General features: G+C 65.8%; 18 protein-coding genes. All 18 read right to left on the bottom strand.

All coding sequences use genetic code 11. The features are described 5' to 3' along the window. Nucleotides 1–8: 8 nt before the first annotated feature. Nucleotides 9–1,583 (bottom strand): F0F1 ATP synthase subunit alpha, encoded by a 1,575-nt coding sequence (atpA, locus tag GT590_RS12185; RefSeq protein ID WP_156996442.1) that lies wholly within the window; start codon nt 1,581–1,583, stop codon nt 9–11. Then, nucleotides 1,577–2,155 (bottom strand): ATP synthase F1 subunit delta, encoded by a 579-nt coding sequence (gene atpH / locus GT590_RS12180; protein ID WP_009304823.1) that lies wholly within the window; start codon nt 2,153–2,155, stop codon nt 1,577–1,579. Before atpH ends, atpA begins: the two co-directional genes overlap by 7 nt. After that, entirely contained in the window at nt 2,145–2,765 is a 621-nt protein-coding gene (gene atpF, locus GT590_RS12175; protein WP_009304824.1) for a F0F1 ATP synthase subunit B, read from the bottom strand. Before atpF ends, atpH begins: the two co-directional genes overlap by 11 nt. Before the next feature lie 54 nt (nt 2,766–2,819). Further along, complete coding sequence (gene atpE, locus GT590_RS12170; RefSeq protein WP_009304825.1) at nt 2,820–3,038, bottom strand: ATP synthase F0 subunit C; 219 nt, start codon at nt 3,036–3,038, stop codon at nt 2,820–2,822. Between the two features lie 148 nt (nt 3,039–3,186). Further along, nucleotides 3,187–3,972: a F0F1 ATP synthase subunit A gene (atpB, locus tag GT590_RS12165; RefSeq protein ID WP_009304826.1), complete on the bottom strand. Its 786-nt coding sequence runs from the start codon at nt 3,970–3,972 to the stop codon at nt 3,187–3,189. Nucleotides 3,973–3,991: 19 nt separating this feature from the next. Continuing rightward, nucleotides 3,992–4,273 carry a hypothetical protein gene (locus GT590_RS12160; RefSeq protein WP_009304827.1) on the bottom strand — a complete coding sequence of 94 codons (282 nt, stop codon included), beginning with the start codon at nt 4,271–4,273 and terminating at the stop codon, nt 3,992–3,994. A gap of 355 nt (nt 4,274–4,628) precedes the next feature. Further along, nucleotides 4,629–5,087, bottom strand: coding sequence for a cytidine/deoxycytidylate deaminase family protein (locus tag GT590_RS12155; RefSeq protein WP_009304828.1), 459 nt, complete (start codon nt 5,085–5,087; stop codon nt 4,629–4,631). A gap of 34 nt (nt 5,088–5,121) precedes the next feature. Further along, the gene (gene upp / locus GT590_RS12150) at nt 5,122–5,757 is read right to left on the bottom strand and encodes a uracil phosphoribosyltransferase (protein WP_009304829.1); all 636 of its coding nucleotides are present in this window, start codon (nt 5,755–5,757) and stop codon (nt 5,122–5,124) included. A 36-nt stretch (nt 5,758–5,793) separates the two neighbouring features. After that, entirely contained in the window at nt 5,794–7,050 is a 1,257-nt protein-coding gene (gene glyA, locus GT590_RS12145) for a serine hydroxymethyltransferase (RefSeq protein WP_114557480.1), read from the bottom strand. A 73-nt stretch (nt 7,051–7,123) separates the two neighbouring features. Beyond that, nucleotides 7,124–7,564 (bottom strand): ribose 5-phosphate isomerase B, encoded by a 441-nt coding sequence (rpiB, locus tag GT590_RS12140; protein ID WP_015760362.1) that lies wholly within the window; start codon nt 7,562–7,564, stop codon nt 7,124–7,126. 108 nt (nt 7,565–7,672) lie between these two features. Next, nucleotides 7,673–9,175 carry a glycerol kinase GlpK gene (gene glpK, locus GT590_RS12135; protein WP_114557481.1) on the bottom strand — a complete coding sequence of 501 codons (1,503 nt, stop codon included), beginning with the start codon at nt 9,173–9,175 and terminating at the stop codon, nt 7,673–7,675. Then, nucleotides 9,157–10,131: an alpha/beta hydrolase gene (locus GT590_RS12130; RefSeq protein ID WP_114557482.1), complete on the bottom strand. Its 975-nt coding sequence runs from the start codon at nt 10,129–10,131 to the stop codon at nt 9,157–9,159. Before GT590_RS12130 ends, glpK begins: the two co-directional genes overlap by 19 nt. 472 nt (nt 10,132–10,603) lie before the next feature. Further along, entirely contained in the window at nt 10,604–11,212 is a 609-nt protein-coding gene (locus GT590_RS12125; protein WP_157003600.1) for an L-threonylcarbamoyladenylate synthase, read from the bottom strand. A 75-nt stretch (nt 11,213–11,287) separates the two neighbouring features. Further along, on the bottom strand, nt 11,288–11,995 hold the full coding sequence (locus tag GT590_RS12120; protein ID WP_161171131.1) for an ECF transporter S component: 708 nt from the start codon (nt 11,993–11,995) through the stop codon (nt 11,288–11,290). After that, nucleotides 11,992–13,452 carry an ABC transporter ATP-binding protein gene (locus GT590_RS12115; RefSeq protein ID WP_161171130.1) on the bottom strand — a complete coding sequence of 487 codons (1,461 nt, stop codon included), beginning with the start codon at nt 13,450–13,452 and terminating at the stop codon, nt 11,992–11,994. Before GT590_RS12115 ends, GT590_RS12120 begins: the two co-directional genes overlap by 4 nt. Next, on the bottom strand, nt 13,440–14,315 hold the full coding sequence (locus GT590_RS12110; protein WP_117752727.1) for an energy-coupling factor transporter transmembrane component T: 876 nt from the start codon (nt 14,313–14,315) through the stop codon (nt 13,440–13,442). The genes GT590_RS12115 and GT590_RS12110 overlap by 13 nt, the downstream gene beginning before the upstream one ends. A gap of 140 nt (nt 14,316–14,455) precedes the next feature. After that, nucleotides 14,456–15,349 (bottom strand): DUF4430 domain-containing protein, encoded by an 894-nt coding sequence (locus tag GT590_RS12105; RefSeq protein ID WP_139912122.1) that lies wholly within the window; start codon nt 15,347–15,349, stop codon nt 14,456–14,458. Between the two features lie 12 nt (nt 15,350–15,361). Next, nucleotides 15,362–17,401, bottom strand: a complete 2,040-nt coding sequence (locus tag GT590_RS14830; protein WP_161171129.1) for a prenyltransferase/squalene oxidase repeat-containing protein — start codon at nt 17,399–17,401, stop codon at nt 15,362–15,364. Between the last annotated feature and the right edge of the window lie 104 nt (nt 17,402–17,505).

Genomic DNA, 17,505 nt, shown 5'->3' with positions numbered 1-17,505 from the left:
TACCTGCCTTAAGAAGCCGAGGGCGAGAACTGCAGCTTGAAAGCTTCAATAGCGGCGTTCAGGTCGGTTTCGATTTCATCGGTAAACTTCTGCGCCTTCTCGAGGGCCTCGACGATCTCCGGCTTGGAAGCGTGGATGAAGTCGAGGAACTCGCCGCGGAAGCGGACGACGTCGGACACCGGGATGTCGTCGAGGTAGCCATGAGCACCTGCGTAGATGGACATAGCCTGGTCCATGACGGGCATCGGCACGTAACGACCCTGCTTCAGCAGCTCGGTCATGTGGGCGCCGCGGTTCAGCTGGTCCTGGGTCGACTTGTCCAAGTCGCTGCCGAACTGCGTGAACGCCTGCAGCTCGCGATAGGACGCGAGATCGAGGCGCAGCGTGCCGGCAACCTGCTTCATGGCCTTGACCTGCGCGGAGCCGCCGACGCGCGACACCGAGATGCCGACGTTGACCGCAGGGCGCTGACCCTGGAAGAACAGGTCGGTGGACAGGAAGATCTGGCCGTCCGTGATGGAGATGACGTTGGTCGGGATGTAGGCGGACACGTCGCCGGCCTGCGTCTCGATCATGGGCAGCGCCGTGAGCGAGCCCGCGCCGTACTCGTCGGACATCTTGACCGCGCGTTCCAGCAAGCGGGAGTGCAGGTAGAAGATGTCGCCCGGGTACGCTTCGCGTCCCGGCGGGCGGCGCAGCGTCAGCGACATCTGGCGGTACGCCACGGCCTGCTTGGACAGGTCGTCGTAGATGCACAGCACGTGGCGGCCCGGGTTGTCGGCCGTGGCCGGCTGGCCGTTCTCGCCGTTGTACATGAAGTACTCGCCGATGGCGGCGCCCGCCATGGGGGCGATGTACTGCAGCGGAGCGGAGTCGGACGCGGAGGCGTTCACGATGATCGTGTACTCCATCGCGCCGTGCTTCTCCAGCGTCTCCACCAGGCCGGCGACCGTGGACGCCTTCTGGCCGATGGCGACGTAGATGCAGATCATGTCCTTGCCCTTTTGGTTGATGATGGCATCAACCGCAATGGACGTCTTGCCGGTCTGGCGGTCGCCGATGATCAGCTCGCGCTGGCCGCGGCCGATGGGGATCATCGAGTCGATGGCCAGGATGCCGGTCTGCATCGGCTCCTCGACGGGCTGGCGCTGGATGACGCCGGGGGCCTTGAACTCCACCGGGCGCATGCCTTCGGCCTTGATGGGGCCCTTGCCGTCGATCGGCATGCCGAGCGGGTTCACCACGCGGCCGAGCATCTCTTTGCCCGAGGGGATCTCCACGATACGACCGGTGGTCTTCACCTGGTCGTTTTCCTTGATTGCGGTGACGTCACCAAGCAGCACGGCGCCGACTTCGTCCTCTTCGAGGTTCTGGGCCATACCGTAGACGGTCTGGCCGTTGGAACCCACGAACTCGAGGAGCTCGCCCGCCATGGCGTCCTTGAGGCCGTCGACGCGCGCGATACCGTCGCCGATCTGGATGACGGTTCCGACTTCGCGAGATTCGACGCTCGTATTGAGCGCATCGAGCTGCTTGCGCAGTGCCTCGTCAATAGACTGTGCGGTGATTTCAGTCACTAGCATTCACCTCCATCTGTTGATAGTTTGAGCACGTTGCGAGCGCTTTCCAACTGCGACAGGACGCTGGCGTCGATTCGCTTGCCGTTGGCACTCATCAATATGCCGCCGAGCAGGGACTTGTCGATATGCTCGCGCAACACGACGTTCGTTCCCAGGTCGGCCTCAGCTTTCTTCGTAATGACCTCGCGCAGACGATCGTCCAGTTCGACGACGGTCGTGACGTCGACGACGGTGACGTTCAGCTTGCGTTCGAGCTGTTCTCCATAGCTGGCCCATACGCGCGACAGCAACGCGAAGTCCTCGCGCTCGGCCATGACGGCCAGAACGTCGACGAGGACGGGATTGCTGGATGCGAACAGGTTGCGCACCAGCTGACCCCTCTGCTCGGGCGTATAGGAGCTGTCCTCCAAGGCGTCGGAGAGATCCATGTTCGAACGCGCGATGCGCAGGATGCGCTCGGCCTGGTCGCGGACCTCGAGCACGGCGTCTTGACCGCCTGCTTCGTATGCGCCGTCCAGAAGCACGGACGCATACGTCGCGACCTTCTCCTTGAGAATTTGGCGGTTAGTTGGCATTGAAACTGCCCGCCTCGTTCACGTAGCGCTCGATGATCTTGCGGTGCTCGGCATCGTTGAGATCCTCGCCGATCAGGCGAGACGCAACGGAGACGGACAGGTCGGCAACCGAGCCCTGCAGCTCGGAGATGGCGGCCTTCTTCTCCGCTTCGATGGCGTTGTGCGCCTTCTCGATCATCGCGGTGGCCTCGGACTGCGCCTTATCGGTGATGTCGGCCTTCACGGCCTCGCCCGTCTTCTTCGCGTCTGCGACGATCTGGGCGGCCTGGGCTTTGGCATCCTCCAGCTGGCGTTTGTATTCCTCAAGCACGCGCTCGCTTTCGACGCGAGCCTGCTCGGACTTCTCAAGGGAATCCTTGATGGTCATCTCGCGCTTCTCCAGCATGGCCTCGAACTTCGGCCAACCGAACTTGGCCAGAACGATCCAGAGCAGGATGAAGATCACGAGCATGGGGATGAACTCCGCCATGTCGGGCAAGATGGCGCTCAGGCCGCCCGATGACTCTTCTTCAGCCGCGAACGCGAGCGCAGGGAAAGCAAACGTCATGCCGGCGCCGGCAAGCGCGGCAAGCCCGATGCGGGCCGATGTTTCTTTCGCTTTAGCTTTCACGTACGTTACCTCCTATGTAAGCCTTATACGGCACGGTATCCGAATGAGGCTTAGTTACACGATGAAGGTAAGCACGAAGCCGATGAGGCCCAGAGCCTCGGCGAGAGCAGCACCGATGATGAAGTTCGTGAACAGACGACCCTGCAGTTCGGGCTGGCGAGCGGTGGCGACGCAGCAGCCGTAGCAGGCGATGCCGATGCCCAGGCCGGGGCCGATGGTCGACAGGCCGTAGCCCACGAGCTTCAGAGCCGCAAGAGCGAGTGTAATTTCCACAGTTTCCTCCTTTTACCGTTCTCGGGCTTCTCCCGAGAACCATGGACACCTTCTATGTCAACCAGCCGTGGAATAGCCGGTCAAACACCAAACGTTGCCGCGCGCAGGCGCGTGCGCCCTCCCCTTTCGGAAAGGATGCGGGGTCGACCTAGTGGTCGGACGTGGCCAGACCGATGTACACCGCGCTGAGGATGGTGAACACGTAGGCCTGCAGGAACGCAACCAGCACCTCGAGAGCGTACATGGCGAACAGGAACAGCATCCACGCGATGGAGATGCTTCCCACGCCGACGCCCGCGCCCTGGATGGCGGAGCCGATGAACACGCTGGTGAGCAGCGCGAAAATGCCGAGCACCATATGGCCGGCGAACATGTTTCCGTAGAGTCGAACGGCCAGCGTGAGCACGCGCAGCACGGTGGAGAACAGCTCGAGGAACCACACGATGGGAACCATGACCAGCGGCAGGCCCGACGGCGCGAACGACTTGAGGTAGCCGCCCAGACCCTTGGCCTTGATGCCCCAGAAGATGAAGTAGATGAACGAGATGGCCGCGAGCGCCCAGGTGATGCTGATGGACCCCGTGGGGGTCTTGCAGCCGGGGATGAGACCCACGAAGTTGCTGATCAGGATGAAGAAGAACAGCGTGGCCAAGAACGGCAGGTGCTTCTTGTAGCCGTGGCCGATGGCGCTTTCGCCCATGTCCTTCTTCACGAACTCGTAGCCGTACTCCACCATGTTGGTGAACTTGTTCGTGGGGATGATCGTGAGGCGCTTGCTGGCCGCAAGCACGACGACGAGCGTGATGAGGAAGCAGATGAGCATCCACAGCACGTACTGCGTCATGCCGAACGATCCCGACCCGAACACGAAGGCGGAATCGAAAGAATGCTGCAGGTGAGGTACCTGTTCCGCTAGGGATTCAAGAGGATTCACGTGTCTTTACCTTTCCATCTTACTTCCGCACTAGATTGCTGACGCCGAACCCGATAGCCGCGACGGAAAGAGCCACGACCTCGGCAAGAACGAAGGGCAGGACGAACTCGCGCGCGAGGAGCGCGCAGGCGATGGCGGTTACGAAGAGCACAGCGACCGAGAGCAGCACACCTAGAAGAAGGGCACCGGCGTGCCCCAGGTTGCTGGTGTCGGTCACTCGTCTCGTCATACGCAAGCCGGCGAACAGCGGAGCGAACCCCGCAGCGCCCGCGAGCGCCCCCAGAACGATTGCTACTGCCATGTCCCACTTTCTTCTTGACCGTCGAGCGCACAAGTACGCATCCTACCAAGCCGACTCGTATGATAACGGAACTTCACGTTCGGCTGACGGCAGGGTTACAAAAACTTACAAAATTTGGGTGAGTGGAAGAATAAACCGGCCAAAAAACTGCATAAAGCGCGGGGGAACGGTAAGCGAAACCGTATATTCTCCAAGCGGAAAAGGACAGGAATGAGACAGGTGGCGGGGCTAGTGGCTCATTTTACGTCAGGAGGGCGTGTCAGGGGGACGGGTGATTTGACACACCCGAACCCAGGTATGTCAAATCACCCGTCCCCCTGACACGCCTGTCCCCTATCCCATTCCCCTATCTCGTTTACAGGTCGAACACGCGCAGCTTCATGCCGGCTTCCTCGAGCATGGACATGGCCAGCTCGTCCGGGTACGGGTTCTGGTAGACGATCTCGTCGATGCCGGCGTTGATGAGCATCTTGGCGCACACGATGCACGGCTGCGTGTTGACGTAGATGGACGCCCCCGTGATGTTGATGCCGTAGCGCGCCGCCTGGATGATGGCGTTCTGCTCGGCATGCAGGCCGCGGCAGATCTCGTGGCGCTGGCCGCTGGGCACGCCGAGCTGCTGACGCAGGCAGCCGGTCTCGGCGCAATGGCGCATGCCGGTAGGCACGCCGTTGTAGCCGGTGGCCAGTATGCGGCGGTCCTTCACGATGACGGCCCCTACGGCGCGGCGCATGCACGTGGTGCGCGTGGCGACCTCGTTCGCCAGCGTCATGAAGTACTCGTCCCAGCTGGGGCGATGGTCGAGTGGTTCCATCGCTGCTCCTCCCCTCAAGCCTGCGGCTTTTCTGTTACTTGGTGCCGAAAATCCTGTCGCCGGCGTCGCCGAGGCCGGGGACTATGTAGGCATGTTCGTTCAGGCATTCGTCGATGGCGCAGGTGTAGATCTGCACGTCCGGGTCGGCGGACAGCACGGCCTCGATGCCGACGGGCGCCGCCACGAGCACGACGAGCTTGATGTTCTTCACGCCGAGCTTTCGCAGATAGTGGATGGCCGCCGTGGCCGAACCGCCCGTGGCCAGCATCGGGTCCACCACCAGCACGTCGCGCTGGGAGATGCTGTCGGGGAGCTTCGCGTAGTACTCGTGCGGCTCATGGGTTTCGGGGTCGCGGTACATGCCGAGGTGTCCGACGAACGTGGAGGGCATGAGCTCCTGCAGCCCCTCAACCATGCCGAGGCCCGCGCGCAGGATGGGGACGATGACCATCTTCTTGCCGGCCACCTGCTTGCACGCAGCCTTGCAGATGGGCGTTTCAACCTCGACGTCCTCAAGCGCCAGATCGCGCGTGGCCTCGTAGCCCTCGAACATGGCAAGCTCGCGCACGAGGGCGCGGAAGTCCTTCGACGACGTGTTCTTGTTGCGCAGCTTGGACAGCTTGTGCTGGACCATCGGGTGGTCGACGACGGTGACGCGGTCGTAGTGCATGGGATAAGCCTTCTTTCTTGCGATCCGGTTCGGGAACTAGTAATCGAGCTCGGGATACAAAGGGTGCGCGGCCAGGAGGGCGTCCACCTTCGCGCGCACGTCGGCGAGCTTCGCCTCGCTCTCGGCGTTGAACACCGTGGCGGCGATGAGTTGGCCCACCTCGTAGAAGTCGTCGGCCGTGAAGCCGCGCGTGGTGGCCGCAGCGCTGCCCACGCGGATGCCGCTCGTGACGAACGGGCTGCGCGGCTCGTTGGGGATGGAGTTCTTGTTCACCGTGAGGCCCACGCTCTCCAACAGCTTTTCGGCATCCTTGCCGGTGACGTCGGCCGGCGTGAGGTCCACGAGGCACAGGTGGTTGTCGGTGCCGCCGGACACGAGGCGCAGGCCTCCGTCCATCATGCCCTGCCCCAGCGTGCGCGCGTTCTCCACCACGTGGTCGATGTACTCTTTGTAGGCAGGTTGCGCCGCCTCGCCGAACGCCACGGCCTTGCCGGCGATGACGTGCATGAGCGGGCCGCCCTGCGAGCCGGGGAACACGGCCTTGTCGATGCGCTTGGCGATGTCCTCGTCGTTGGACAGGATGAAGCCGCCGCGCGGGCCGCGCAGGGTCTTGTGGCTGGTGGACGTCACCACGTCGGCGTGCGGCACGGGGCTGGGGTGCGCGCCTGCGGCCACGAGGCCGGCGATGTGGGCCATGTCCACCATGAAGTACGCGCCCACCTCGCGCGCGATGGCGGCCATGCGCTCGAAGTCGATGATGCGCGGATAGGCGCTGGCGCCGCCCACGATGAGCTTGGGGCGCACTTCCTTGGCGATACGCTCCACCTCGTCGTAGTCGATGGTCTCGGTCTGGGCGTCCACGCCGTAGCTGGCGAAGTCGTAGTGGCGGCCGCTGAAGTTCACCGGCGAGCCGTGCGTGAGATGGCCGCCCTCGGCCAGGCTCATGCCCAGCACCGTGTCGCCCAGCTCGATGAGCGCCTCGTACGCGCCCAGGTTCGCGTTCGCGCCGCAGTGGGGCTGCACGTTGGCGAAGTTCGAGCCGAACAGCTGGCAGGCGCGCTCGCGCGCGAGGTCCTCCACGAGGTCGACCTTCTCGCAGCCGCCGTAGTAGCGCTTGCGGGGGTAGCCCTCGGCGTACTTGTTCGTGAGCACGCTGCCCACGGCCTCCATGACGGCAGGCGACGTGAAGTTCTCCGAGGCGATGAGCTCCACGGAATCGCGCTCGCGCGCAAGCTCCTGGCGCATGGCATCGGCGACGGCGGGATCGGTCTGGGATACGTACTGGAGGGCCATGGTGTTCCTTTCGATGAGGGCGAGGCGAAGCGATCATGCTAGCACAGCGCGATCCGCGCTGCGCGCGTGCGGGCTATTCGTTTTCGAGAGCGGCGATCTTCTCGACGCGACCTGCATGACGACCGCCGCCGAAGGAGGTGGAGACGAAAGCGTCGAGGATCTCGCGGTTCACGGACTCGTCGACGAAGCGACCCGAGACGGCTACGACGTTCGCGTCGTTGTGCTCGCGCGCGAGGGCGGCGAACAGCGGGCTGGTGACGTTGGCGGCGCGGATCCCGTCGATCTTGTTGGCGGCCACGGCCATGCCGATGCCCGTGCCGCACACGAGCACGCCGCGCTCGGCCATGCCGTCGACCACATCGTGCGCCACGCGCGCCGCATAATCGGGATAGTCGACGCGGTCGTCGCAGTCTGGGCCGCGGTCGATCACGTCGTGGCCCTTGGAGGCCAGGTAGCCGACCAGCGCCTGCTTCTGCTCGAAGCCCGCATGGTCGCTTGCAATGCTGATCTTCATGTGAGGTTCCCTTCCTCTTCTCTTTCGTCACGTGACGGCTGGCGCCGCACGGGATCCTTCCCTAAAGGACTGGCTTTGCGTCGCAACTTCGCTCCTTCGGCGCTCCACTCAGGATGACAGGGCGTCCGACATCGTGCGCTTCACGGCGCGAGCCCAGCCTTCCAGCAGCTTCGCGTGGCGCTCGTCCTCCATGCCCGGCTCGTACACGTCGTCCGAAGAGCGCAGGGCACACAGGGCTTCCGCGTCCTTCCAGAACCCGGTGGCGAGCCCTGCGAGGAACGCGGCGCCGAGCGCGGTCGTCTCGGCATTCTGCGGGCGGCGCAGCGGCGTGCGCAAGATATCGCTTTGGAACTGCATGAGAAAATCGTTCGCGGACGCGCCGCCGTCCACGTTGAGCACGCTCAAGCGCACCCCCGCGTCGGCCTCCATGGCCACCGCGAGGTCGTGCACCTGGTAGGCCAGCGATTCCAGCGCGGCGCGCACGATGTGAGCCCGGCCGGTTCCGCGCGTGAGCCCGTAGATGGCGCCGCGCGCATCGGCGTCCCAATAGGGTGCGCCCAAGCCGGTGAACGCGGGCACCACGTACACGCCGTCGGTGCTGTTCACGCTGCGGGCGATGGCCGAAGTCTCGGCTACGTCGTCGATGATGCCCATGTCGTCGCGCAGCCACTGCATGAGCGCGCCGGCCATGAACACGCTGCCCTCGAGCGCGTACTCGGGGCCGGCACCCGGACCCGAGGCGGCGATGGTGGTGATGAGGTTGTTCGTGGAGCGGCACGCTTCGCCGCCGGTGTGCATGAGCAGGAAGCAGCCGGTGCCGTACGTGTTCTTCGCCTGGCCCGGCTGGAAGCAGCACTGTCCGAACAGGGCCGCCTGCTGGTCGCCCGCCACGCCGCAGATGGGCACGTTCGGCACGATGCCCGCGGAAGCCGTGCGGCCGAACTCCCCCGACGAAGGGAGCACCTCGGGAAGCAGGGACTCCGGGATGTCGAACAGGTCGAGCAGCCACGGATCCCAGCGCAGCTCGTGGATGTTGTACAGCATGGTGCGGCTGGCGTTCGTCACGTCGGTGGCGTGTACCTTGCCCTGGGTGAGCGTCCAGATGAGCCACGTGTCGACGGTGCCGAAGGCCAGCTTGCCGGCTTCGGCGTCTTCGCGCGCGCCTTCCACGTGGTCGAGGATCCACTTGATCTTGCTGGCGGAGAAGTAGGCGTCGGGCACGAGGCCCGTCTTGTCGGCGATGATGCGCGCCGTCTGCGGGTCGGCCGTCAGCTCGTCGATGATGGGGGCCGTGCGGCGGCACTGCCACACGATGGCGTTCATCACGGGCTCCCCCGTTTCGCGGTTCCACACCACGGTGGTCTCGCGCTGGTTCGTGATGCCGATGCTGTCGATGTCCTTTGCGCCCAGGTTGTGCGCCACCAGAAGCTCGGTAAGCGCGCCCAGCTGCGACGACAGGATGTCGCGCGGGTCGTGCTCCACCCAGCCGGGCTGGGGGTAGACTTGCGGGAACGGGTTCTGCACCGCATCGACGACGCATCCGTTCGCGTCGACGAGCATGGCGCGCGACGAGGTGGTACCCTGGTCGAGCGCTACGACGTACTTTGGCATGCATGCTCCTCAATCCAACCGACCACCTCAGTATAAACCTGAGCCCGCCCCGGTTCGTTGAGGATTTCGTGGCGCATGCCCTCGTACAGCTTCACCTCCACATCCTGCACACCGGCGCGGCGCAACAGGTTGGCCGCCGCACGCACGCCCTTGCCGCACGCGCCCACCGGGTCCTCGGCGCCGGCGACGAACAGCACGGGCAATCCCTTCGGCACCTTCGCCGCGCACGACGGCGACACCACCTCGCCCGTGAGGTCGGTGAGCGTGGCGTAGCCGCCGACGGAGAACATGGCGCCGCACAGCTCGTCGGCGATGTAGGCGTCCACGACGGCCGGATCGGTGCAGACCCAGTCGTGCGGCGTGCGCGGGTTCTCGATCTGCTTGGCGAACGCGCCCACGCCCATGTTGTCCAAAAGCTTGCTGCGGTAGTCGGCGCCCTTCGTCTTCGCGAGGAAGCGCGCCAGCGCGTTGCCCGCCTTCGACAGGACGAGGGGCTGTTGGCCCGTGCCGCAGATGACGGCCGCCGCCACGTCCTCGCCGTGGCGCGCCAGGTAGGCGCGCGTGACGAAGCTTCCCATGGAATGGCCGAACATGATGTAAGGGGTTTGGCGGGAGTAGCGGGCGGTGACGGTCTTGCGCAGTTCGTGGACGTCCTCGATGAGCGTCTCCTTGCCGTCAACGGGCAGGCAGCCAAGCTCGTCTGCGCTGGCCACGCTCTTGCCGTGGCCGATGTGATCGGCGGCGCACACCACGAAGCCCTGTTCCACGAGGAAGCGCGCGAACTCGTCGTAGCGGCCCACATGCTCCACCATGCCGTGGACGATCTGAATGACGCCGCGCGGCGCGACACGACGGCTGCCCCTCGTGCGCTCGGGCTCCCACACGAGGCCTTTGATGGTGGACGTTCCGTCATGAGACAAAAAGCCGATCGGCGCGACTGCGACCGTTGTATCCATATTGATCCCCTCCCCAGGAGTTTTGCCCTATTATACCCGCACGCGAACCGCAAGCGCGGAAGCGTTACGCGAATGACGATGCGCGCACTCGGACGCACGGACGGGACCGCTCAGCACGTCATGGCGGCCGTGGCAAAAGGAGACGTCCTGAGCGGAAAGCGCGGGCCGCGCCGAGAGGACTCCTTGCAGGGGCTCGTGATGCCGAAAACGCTCCGTGTCGGTAAAAACGGGGCGGTTTGGTAATCTCCAATGCGCCCTGCGCCACCGATTCGCGAGCATGAGTTCGGACGACTCGGCATCTTCCCAGGTGAGAGAATGAAGTCAGCTATCCCACTATTTGTATATGATTACCAAACCGCCGCGTTTTCGCCGGAAGACCTCGATTCAGACGTCATCCGAAATGCGGCAAGCTCGCGAAGAGCCCTTCCGAAAAACAAGGGCGCGCGCAACCGCCGAACGATCGATCCGCGCGTTAGGCCAGCGCCCGGATATGCGCTTCGGTGACGGCGCCCGCGCGCACGATGCGCGGAGGGTCGACGGTGCAGTCGACGACCGTGGAGGCGATGCCGCTTTTGTCGCCGTCGCGGTCATCAGCCATGACCACGCCGACGCGAGCGGCGAGGCGGGGGTCGAGGGCGTCGAAGGAGCCGGGCGCTTGCAGACCCGAGATGTTCGCGGACGTGGTGGCCAGCGGGCAGCCGACCGCCTCGATGAGCTCAAGGGCCGTATCGTTGTCGGGCATGCGCAGGCCGATGGAGCCCGCCGCCGAGCGGAAAGCGGCGGGCACGGCGTCGCTCGCTTCCACGATGAGCGTAAGAGGTCCCGGCCAGTACGCTCGTGCCAGACGTCGGGCCAGGTCGGGCACATGCGCTCCGTAGCGGTCGAGGTCGTCGGCGCCGCCCACGAGCCAGGAGACGGGCTTGCCGCGGTCGCGCTCCTTCAGATCGTAGAGCGCCTCGGGGCTCGCCGCCGCCTCGACGGAAACGCCCAGGCCGTACACCGTCTCGGTGGGAAAGATGACCGCCTCGCCGCGCTTGAGGGCGGCGACGGCTTCGAGCTTCGAGCTGGACAGTGGCGGCATGGGAGCTCCCTTCTTCGATGATCGGGAGGCATTGTAGCACGCGCCCGGCCGCCTCGCCGCAATCGGCGGCATCCGTCAGATCAGCGCGTACTTCCTCTTGATGCGCTCGAGCTTTTTCCGCCAGGGAACGTAGAGCGCCGCGAGGAACACGACGGTGGCCACGCCATGCGTCGCGTCGAACGGCAGCGCGGCGCCGAACGCGACGAGCGCGGCCGGCCAGGAGAACGGCTGCACGAAGCCGATGACGTACCACCCGTTCAGCAGCAGGCCGTACAGCAGGGCCGACAGGAACCCGTAAGCGTACAGCACGGGCAGCCGGTCGAGCCAGCCACGGTCGGCCAGGACGCCGGCCAGGTAGCCTACGAGGCCCCAAGCGTACATCTGCCACGGCGTCCACGGCCCTTGGCCGAAGAAGAAGTTGGACACGAGCGCCGCGAGCGCGCCCACCAGAAAGCCGCTGCGGCGGCCGAACACGGCTCCCGCGAGGATGCAGATGGCCGACACCGGCTTGAAGTCGGGAACGGGAGCGAACAGCATGCGACCCGCCGCCGCAAGAGCCGCCAACACCACGGTCGGCATGATCTGGCGCAACGCCGGGCGCGAGGCCTCGAAGCTGGCGAAGAACACGCCCACCGCCGCGAAGGCCACGACCACGGTGAGCAGCGCGCCCTGCTCCACCTGGAAGTACGCGCACACGCCCAGCACGAGAGGCACGGCGGCGAGCGCCGGCACCTCGAGCAGCGCGAGGAGGCGCGCCGCCGCGCGGGAAGACGGGCGCGTCACGAGCGTTCCTCGCGCCACAGCCGGGAGAACGCATCCTCGGTCGGGCGGTAGAACAGGTTGCCCGCGAAGAACGCGGCGGCCGGCTCGGTGCACACGGCCTCCCCGTCGAACAGCATGGTGGCGGCATCGGCGACGAGCGCGGCGAACGTCAGGTCGTGCGTGGCGAGGACGACGGTCGCCCCGGCCTGCGCGAGATCGCGCAGGGTGCGGGCGACCAGCAGCTTCGACGGCGCGTCGAGCCCCTTCGTCGGCTCGTCGAGCAGCAGCAGGTCGGGATCGGTCAGCAGCAGCTTCGCGAACGCGAGCAACTGCTGCTGGCCGCCCGACAGATCATAAGGATGGTTGGAGGCGCGCGCGTCCAGGCCGAAACGCGCAAGAGCGCCATCGATCGCGGCGTCGTCGTAGCCGCAGTTCGCCTGCCACTCGCGCAGCTCGTCGGCCACCGTATCGCATACGAAGAGGGCCTTCGGATCCTGCGGGAGCAGCGCCTGGCGCGCGGCCAGGCGGTTCTCAACGCGGCCGCGCTCCGGCTTGACGACCCCGGCGATGGCGCGCAGCAGAGTGGACTTGCCGCAACCGTTGCCGCCTACGACGGCGTGGATGCTGCCGGCAGCGACGCGCAGGTCGCAGCCGCGCAGAACCCAGTCGGCATCGCGCGCGTAGCGCAGATGGATGTCGCGCAACGAGACGGCGTATGCGGCTTCATCATCCTGAGCGGAGGCGGGCGCCACCGGGACGGATTCGGAACGACGGAGGGCCGACACCCCGGCGCGCGGTTCGGGATGGCGGATCAGCGTGCCCTCTCGCAGCTCCACCATGTCCGTCGCGTACTCGGCCATCGCCTCGGGGGCGTGGGTGGCCACGACGACGGTGATGCCCAGCTCGCGGTTCACGCGAAACAGAGCGTGCAGGAAGTTCTTCTCGGCCACGGGATCGAGCTGGGCGGTGGGCTCGTCAAGCAGCAGCAGGCGCGGCTGCATCGCCAGCGTGCCGGCCAACGTGGTCATCTGCTTCTGGCCGCCCGACAGCTCGGCGACGGAGCGGCGGAACCACGGCTCGATGCCGAAGAAGTGAGCGACCTCGGCCACGCGGCGGCGCATCTCGTCCTGCTCCACGCCGAGGTTCTCCAGCCCGAACGCCAGCTCGTGCCACACGCTGTCGCACACGATCTGGTTCTCGGGACTCTGCGCTACGTAACCCACCGTCGCGGCGGCCTCGCGCGCATCCAGCTTTTCCACGGATCGTCCGAACACCTGCAGCGAGCCCGCGCGCTCCCCTGCTGGCGCGATGGCCGGCTTGCAGCTACCGAGCAGCGTGGTCTTGCCGCTGCCCGTGGCGCCCACCAAAAGCTGGAACGCGCCCTCCTCCACCGCCCAATCGAGCGGGCCGATGCCGGCCGTCGACTCAGGGTAGCGAAACGAGAAACCGCGCGCCTCGATCGCCTTCACGCTCGCCATCTCAGATGCTCCTTCGCGGTGATCGCAAGCGGCAGGCACGCGAACAGCGCGTACGGCAGATAGTTCCACCAAGGCGCGAGCCCGCCGATCGTCGGATAGAAACGGAATTGCGCGCATGCCGCCCAGGCGGCGGCTGCGGCCAGCAACGCGAGCGCGCCGCCGAAGACGAGCGCCGCAGCGTCGAAGCGACGGAACCGGTAGCGCGCGTACGTGGTGCGCCGCGCGGCGGCCCCCCAGCCGCGCGCCTTCATGGCGCCGGCCGTCTCGAGCGAGTCTTCCATGCCCCAGCCCATGAGCACCGAAGTCCTCCGCAGGTAGCCGCGCATGACAGCGAGCTTCCCTGCGGGCTCCTCGGCAGGGCGCGCCGCCGTGCACGCGCGCTCCACGTCGGCGATGCCGTTGCCGCGCCGCACGAACTGCGGCACGAGGCGCGCCGTCATCGACAGCATGAGGCCTATCGTGGGCGCGACGCCGCCGAACAGCGTCATGACCTTGTCGGACGTGAGCACCTGGGAGGCGTTCGAGAACAGCACGATCACGCTGATCAGCATGACGCCCATGCATGCGCCGTACACGAAGCTCTCCAGGTAGAACGCGCGCAGCCCGAGGCGGAACAGCTCGGTGGAGCCGGACGCCGAGAACAGCGGGTTCGCCAGCGCGACGACGGCGACGAGGGGCAGCTGCCAGAGAAGCGAGCGACCCGTCGCCCGCCAACCGCGCAGCACCGCGCTGTAGGAGAGCACGCTTGCAAGCGAGATGGCCAAGTAGACCGGCTGCATCGCCGTCATGCTGAGCGCGAACATGACGGCGAAGTAGCCGAACGCCACGACGGGATGGAACAGGTCGAACGCCGTGCGCTTCATACGAGGCGCGCCCCTAGGCGTGCACCGTTTGGAAGATCGAGATCACCACGAGCACGGCGAAGAAGATCGCCAATGCAGCCATGATCTTGGCCACTTTCAGATTGCTGAACACGGCGCCTCGCTTTCCTCGACCCGCACATCTACAGGTCGTTGCCCAAATCGCAGGTGTATATCCACGTAATGTTTTCTCCACCGCTTAGGATATACGAACCGCACCCGTATCCGGGCGACGATCCGTTGACGAAATACAGCCAGCCGCTGCCGGGACCGCAAGCGAATTCCGCAAGGCCGCCGATGGAGCTGACGTAGCCGCTCGACCCGCCCACCGACGCTCCGGTAGCGCAGAGGGCATCGTAGACGGATGCGCCCTGGTTGAGGGTGACCGTGCCGCCGCCCAAGGATGAGGGGTAGCCATTGGACGCGGCGCGGGAGCTGTCGATGTATACCGTCACCGTAACGGTGCTGGGAGCCGAGGGAGCCGGGGCCGGCTCGGGCGCAGGCGCCGGAGCCGGTGCAGCAGCGCCCTCCGACGCGGAAAGCTCAGTGCCCGATGGCGCCTCGCCGGCCGTCGAAGCGACCGAGCCGTCGGCATCCGCCGCGTTCTCGCCATCGACGGCGGCACCCGCTTCCCCGTCAGTGCCCTCCGAAGCCTCTTCGGCGGCATCCTTGCGATCGGCCTCGTCGTCCTTCGACGCGTCGTCCCTGTTAGAGGGCGCATCCGTGACGACGCTGGGCATCGGCACCGGATCGGACGGCGCAGGGTCGCCGAGCCATCCGGTGGCGAAGCCCATGCTCGCCACGACGGCGCACAGGGCCACCGCAGCGGCAACGACGCCGGTGGCGAGCAGCGCCTTGCGAGGTCGGCGAGACGAGGGCGCGGACGCCGCCGTTGCGGATGCCCCGCCCACCGAGGCCCCCTCCTCGCCGCGAGGCGCGGAGGGGGCGATGCGGTTGTCGGGCGCTTCGGCCCGCTCACACGGCTCGAGCGTTTCGACGCCCGAGCAGCCGGTCTTCTCGTTCGAATCTTCGCTCATGCCGCCGTGATCCTATCGACGCAACGAGAGCTCGTCGGAAACGCGCATGCGCCGCGTGGCGGCGATACCCGCCGCGAGCGCGCCGAGCGCGAGCACCGCGGTACCGGCCGCGAACGGCGCAGAGCCGTCTCCGGTTTTGGCAAGCGCCTTCTTGTCGACCACAGGCTTGTCAGCAGGAGCGGGAGCGCTCTCCTCTTCCTGCTTCTCGGCGGGCAGCCCCGCCTGGCCGAGCTTAGCCTGCGTGTAGATGTTGTACGCGGCACCGGTGTTCTTGAGACCCTGGTAAGCCACCAGCGCCCGGAAGCCCTGCTCAGTTGCGAGATCGTTCGCCGCACCGTTGTAGATGAACCCGGACAAATCGGATGTGGCCTGCGAAAGCAGCGCGCTCAACGGCGTCGCGCCGCTTTCAGTGACCATGGACGCCGCCGGATCCGCACCCAAGGCGCACAGGGCGACCACGACACAGGACGTCGAGCTGACGTTGATGGGACCATCGACAGCGTCCCCGGATGCACGGAAACCGCCGTCCTCGTGCTGCATCGCGCGCAGCGCCTCGAGTCCTTTGTCGACTGCCGCTTTAACGGAGGCGTCGGAAACGCGAGAGGCAAGGGCGGTTATCACCATGGCCGTCGTATCGGGGTCGTCACCCTCGGCGGCCCCTTTCCAGGTCCAGCCTCCGGAAGCTTGCTGCGCGCTCAGAAGCTTGGCTACGAGTTCAGCTTCGGTTTCAAGGGCGTTCGCGGGCACGTCGTACGCGCCGCTTTCATAGGAGAGCAGAGCAAATGCCTGGCCGTTCACGTAGGTCGTCGAAATATCGGACGTTGCCATCGTCTGCACAAGCGCTGCCGCTTCCTCCGTTTTGCCGACGGCCGTGAGCGCCAAAATGAAGCGCTGCAAGTTGGTGGTTTCCGGGGAACCGTTCACAGCTTTCGCATTCGCCACGAGAGTCGTCACGTCGATTGAAGACGCACGTCCGGCAGCTGCGAGTTCAAGGGCTTTCCATTCCTCGGACGTGCCCGCATAGGAACCGGCAATGGTGCCGAACAGCGTGTTGTACGCAGCACTGTCTACTAAGACGGCCTCGTTGGTCGGCTCATCAGGTTCGGGCTCGGGCTTGGGATCAGGCTTGATCGCCCCCGCCAAAGGGTCGTTAACGGTGTAGATCGCGAGTTGGGGGATTTCCTCGTCGTAGGCGAACGTCGCGTCGGACGTGTAGATGTACTGGTAGCGGCCGTTCTCCTGCAGCTTCGCCGTCAGCTGGGCGCTGGCGTAGTTCGCGCTGTCGCCGTCGAACATCGTCGCCCAGTAGGCCCACGATCCGTTGGGCTGCTCGACCGACTTGTTGCCTCGGAACGTCGGGGAACCGTAGGAGTCGAAGTACGCCTTGTCGTTCCCCTCGGTCTCCTCCGCGCTGGCCGCGGCGGTGAAGCCCGCCTTCGCCAGCAGGTCGGCAACCGTGTCGTCGGAGGTCATGCCGTCGACGCGGGCGTTGTACAGGACGCCATCCGCAGGGTCGGACGTGTCCACGATGGTGAGCTGCACTGGAAATCCGGAAACCTCGTCGTAGGCGAACGTCGCGTCGGACGTGTAGATGTACTGGTAGCGGCCGTTCTCCTGCAGCTTCGCCGTCAGCTGGGCGCTGGCGTAGTTCGCGCTGTCGCCGTCGAACATCGTCGCCCAGTAGGCCCACGACCCGTTGGGCTGCTCGACCGACTTGTTGCCTCGGAACGTCGGGGAACCGTAGGAGTCGAAGTACGCCTTGTCGTTCCCCTCGGTCTCCTCCGCGCTGGCCGCGGCGGTGAAGCCCGCCTTCGCCAGCAGGTCGGCAACCGTGTCGTCGGAGGTCATGCCGTCGACGCGGGCGTTGTACAGGACGCCATCCGCAGGGTCGGACGTGTCCACGATGGTGAGCGCCACCGAGAACGCCCCCGCACCCTCGCCTTCTTCGGCCCAGGCTGCGCCGGGCATGAGGCCCAGGCAGAGTGCGGCGGCCAGCAGGAGGGCCCAGGCCCGCTGCATGATTCCCGCACGTTTGATCGTTTGTTCCTTCACCGTCTTCCTTCTCCTTTCATCGGTCGCTTCGCAGAAGAGAGACAGCAAAACAAAAGGCTGCGCGACCCCGTGTTTGGCGGGGGCCGCGCAGCCCGTATTCGCTA

This window comes from Eggerthella sp. BIOML-A1, assembly GCF_009875595.1.
GTDB lineage: Bacteria > Actinomycetota > Coriobacteriia > Coriobacteriales > Eggerthellaceae > Eggerthella > Eggerthella lenta.
Note: the sequence above shows the minus strand (reverse complement) of the source record. Positions and strands in the feature narration are given on the sequence as shown.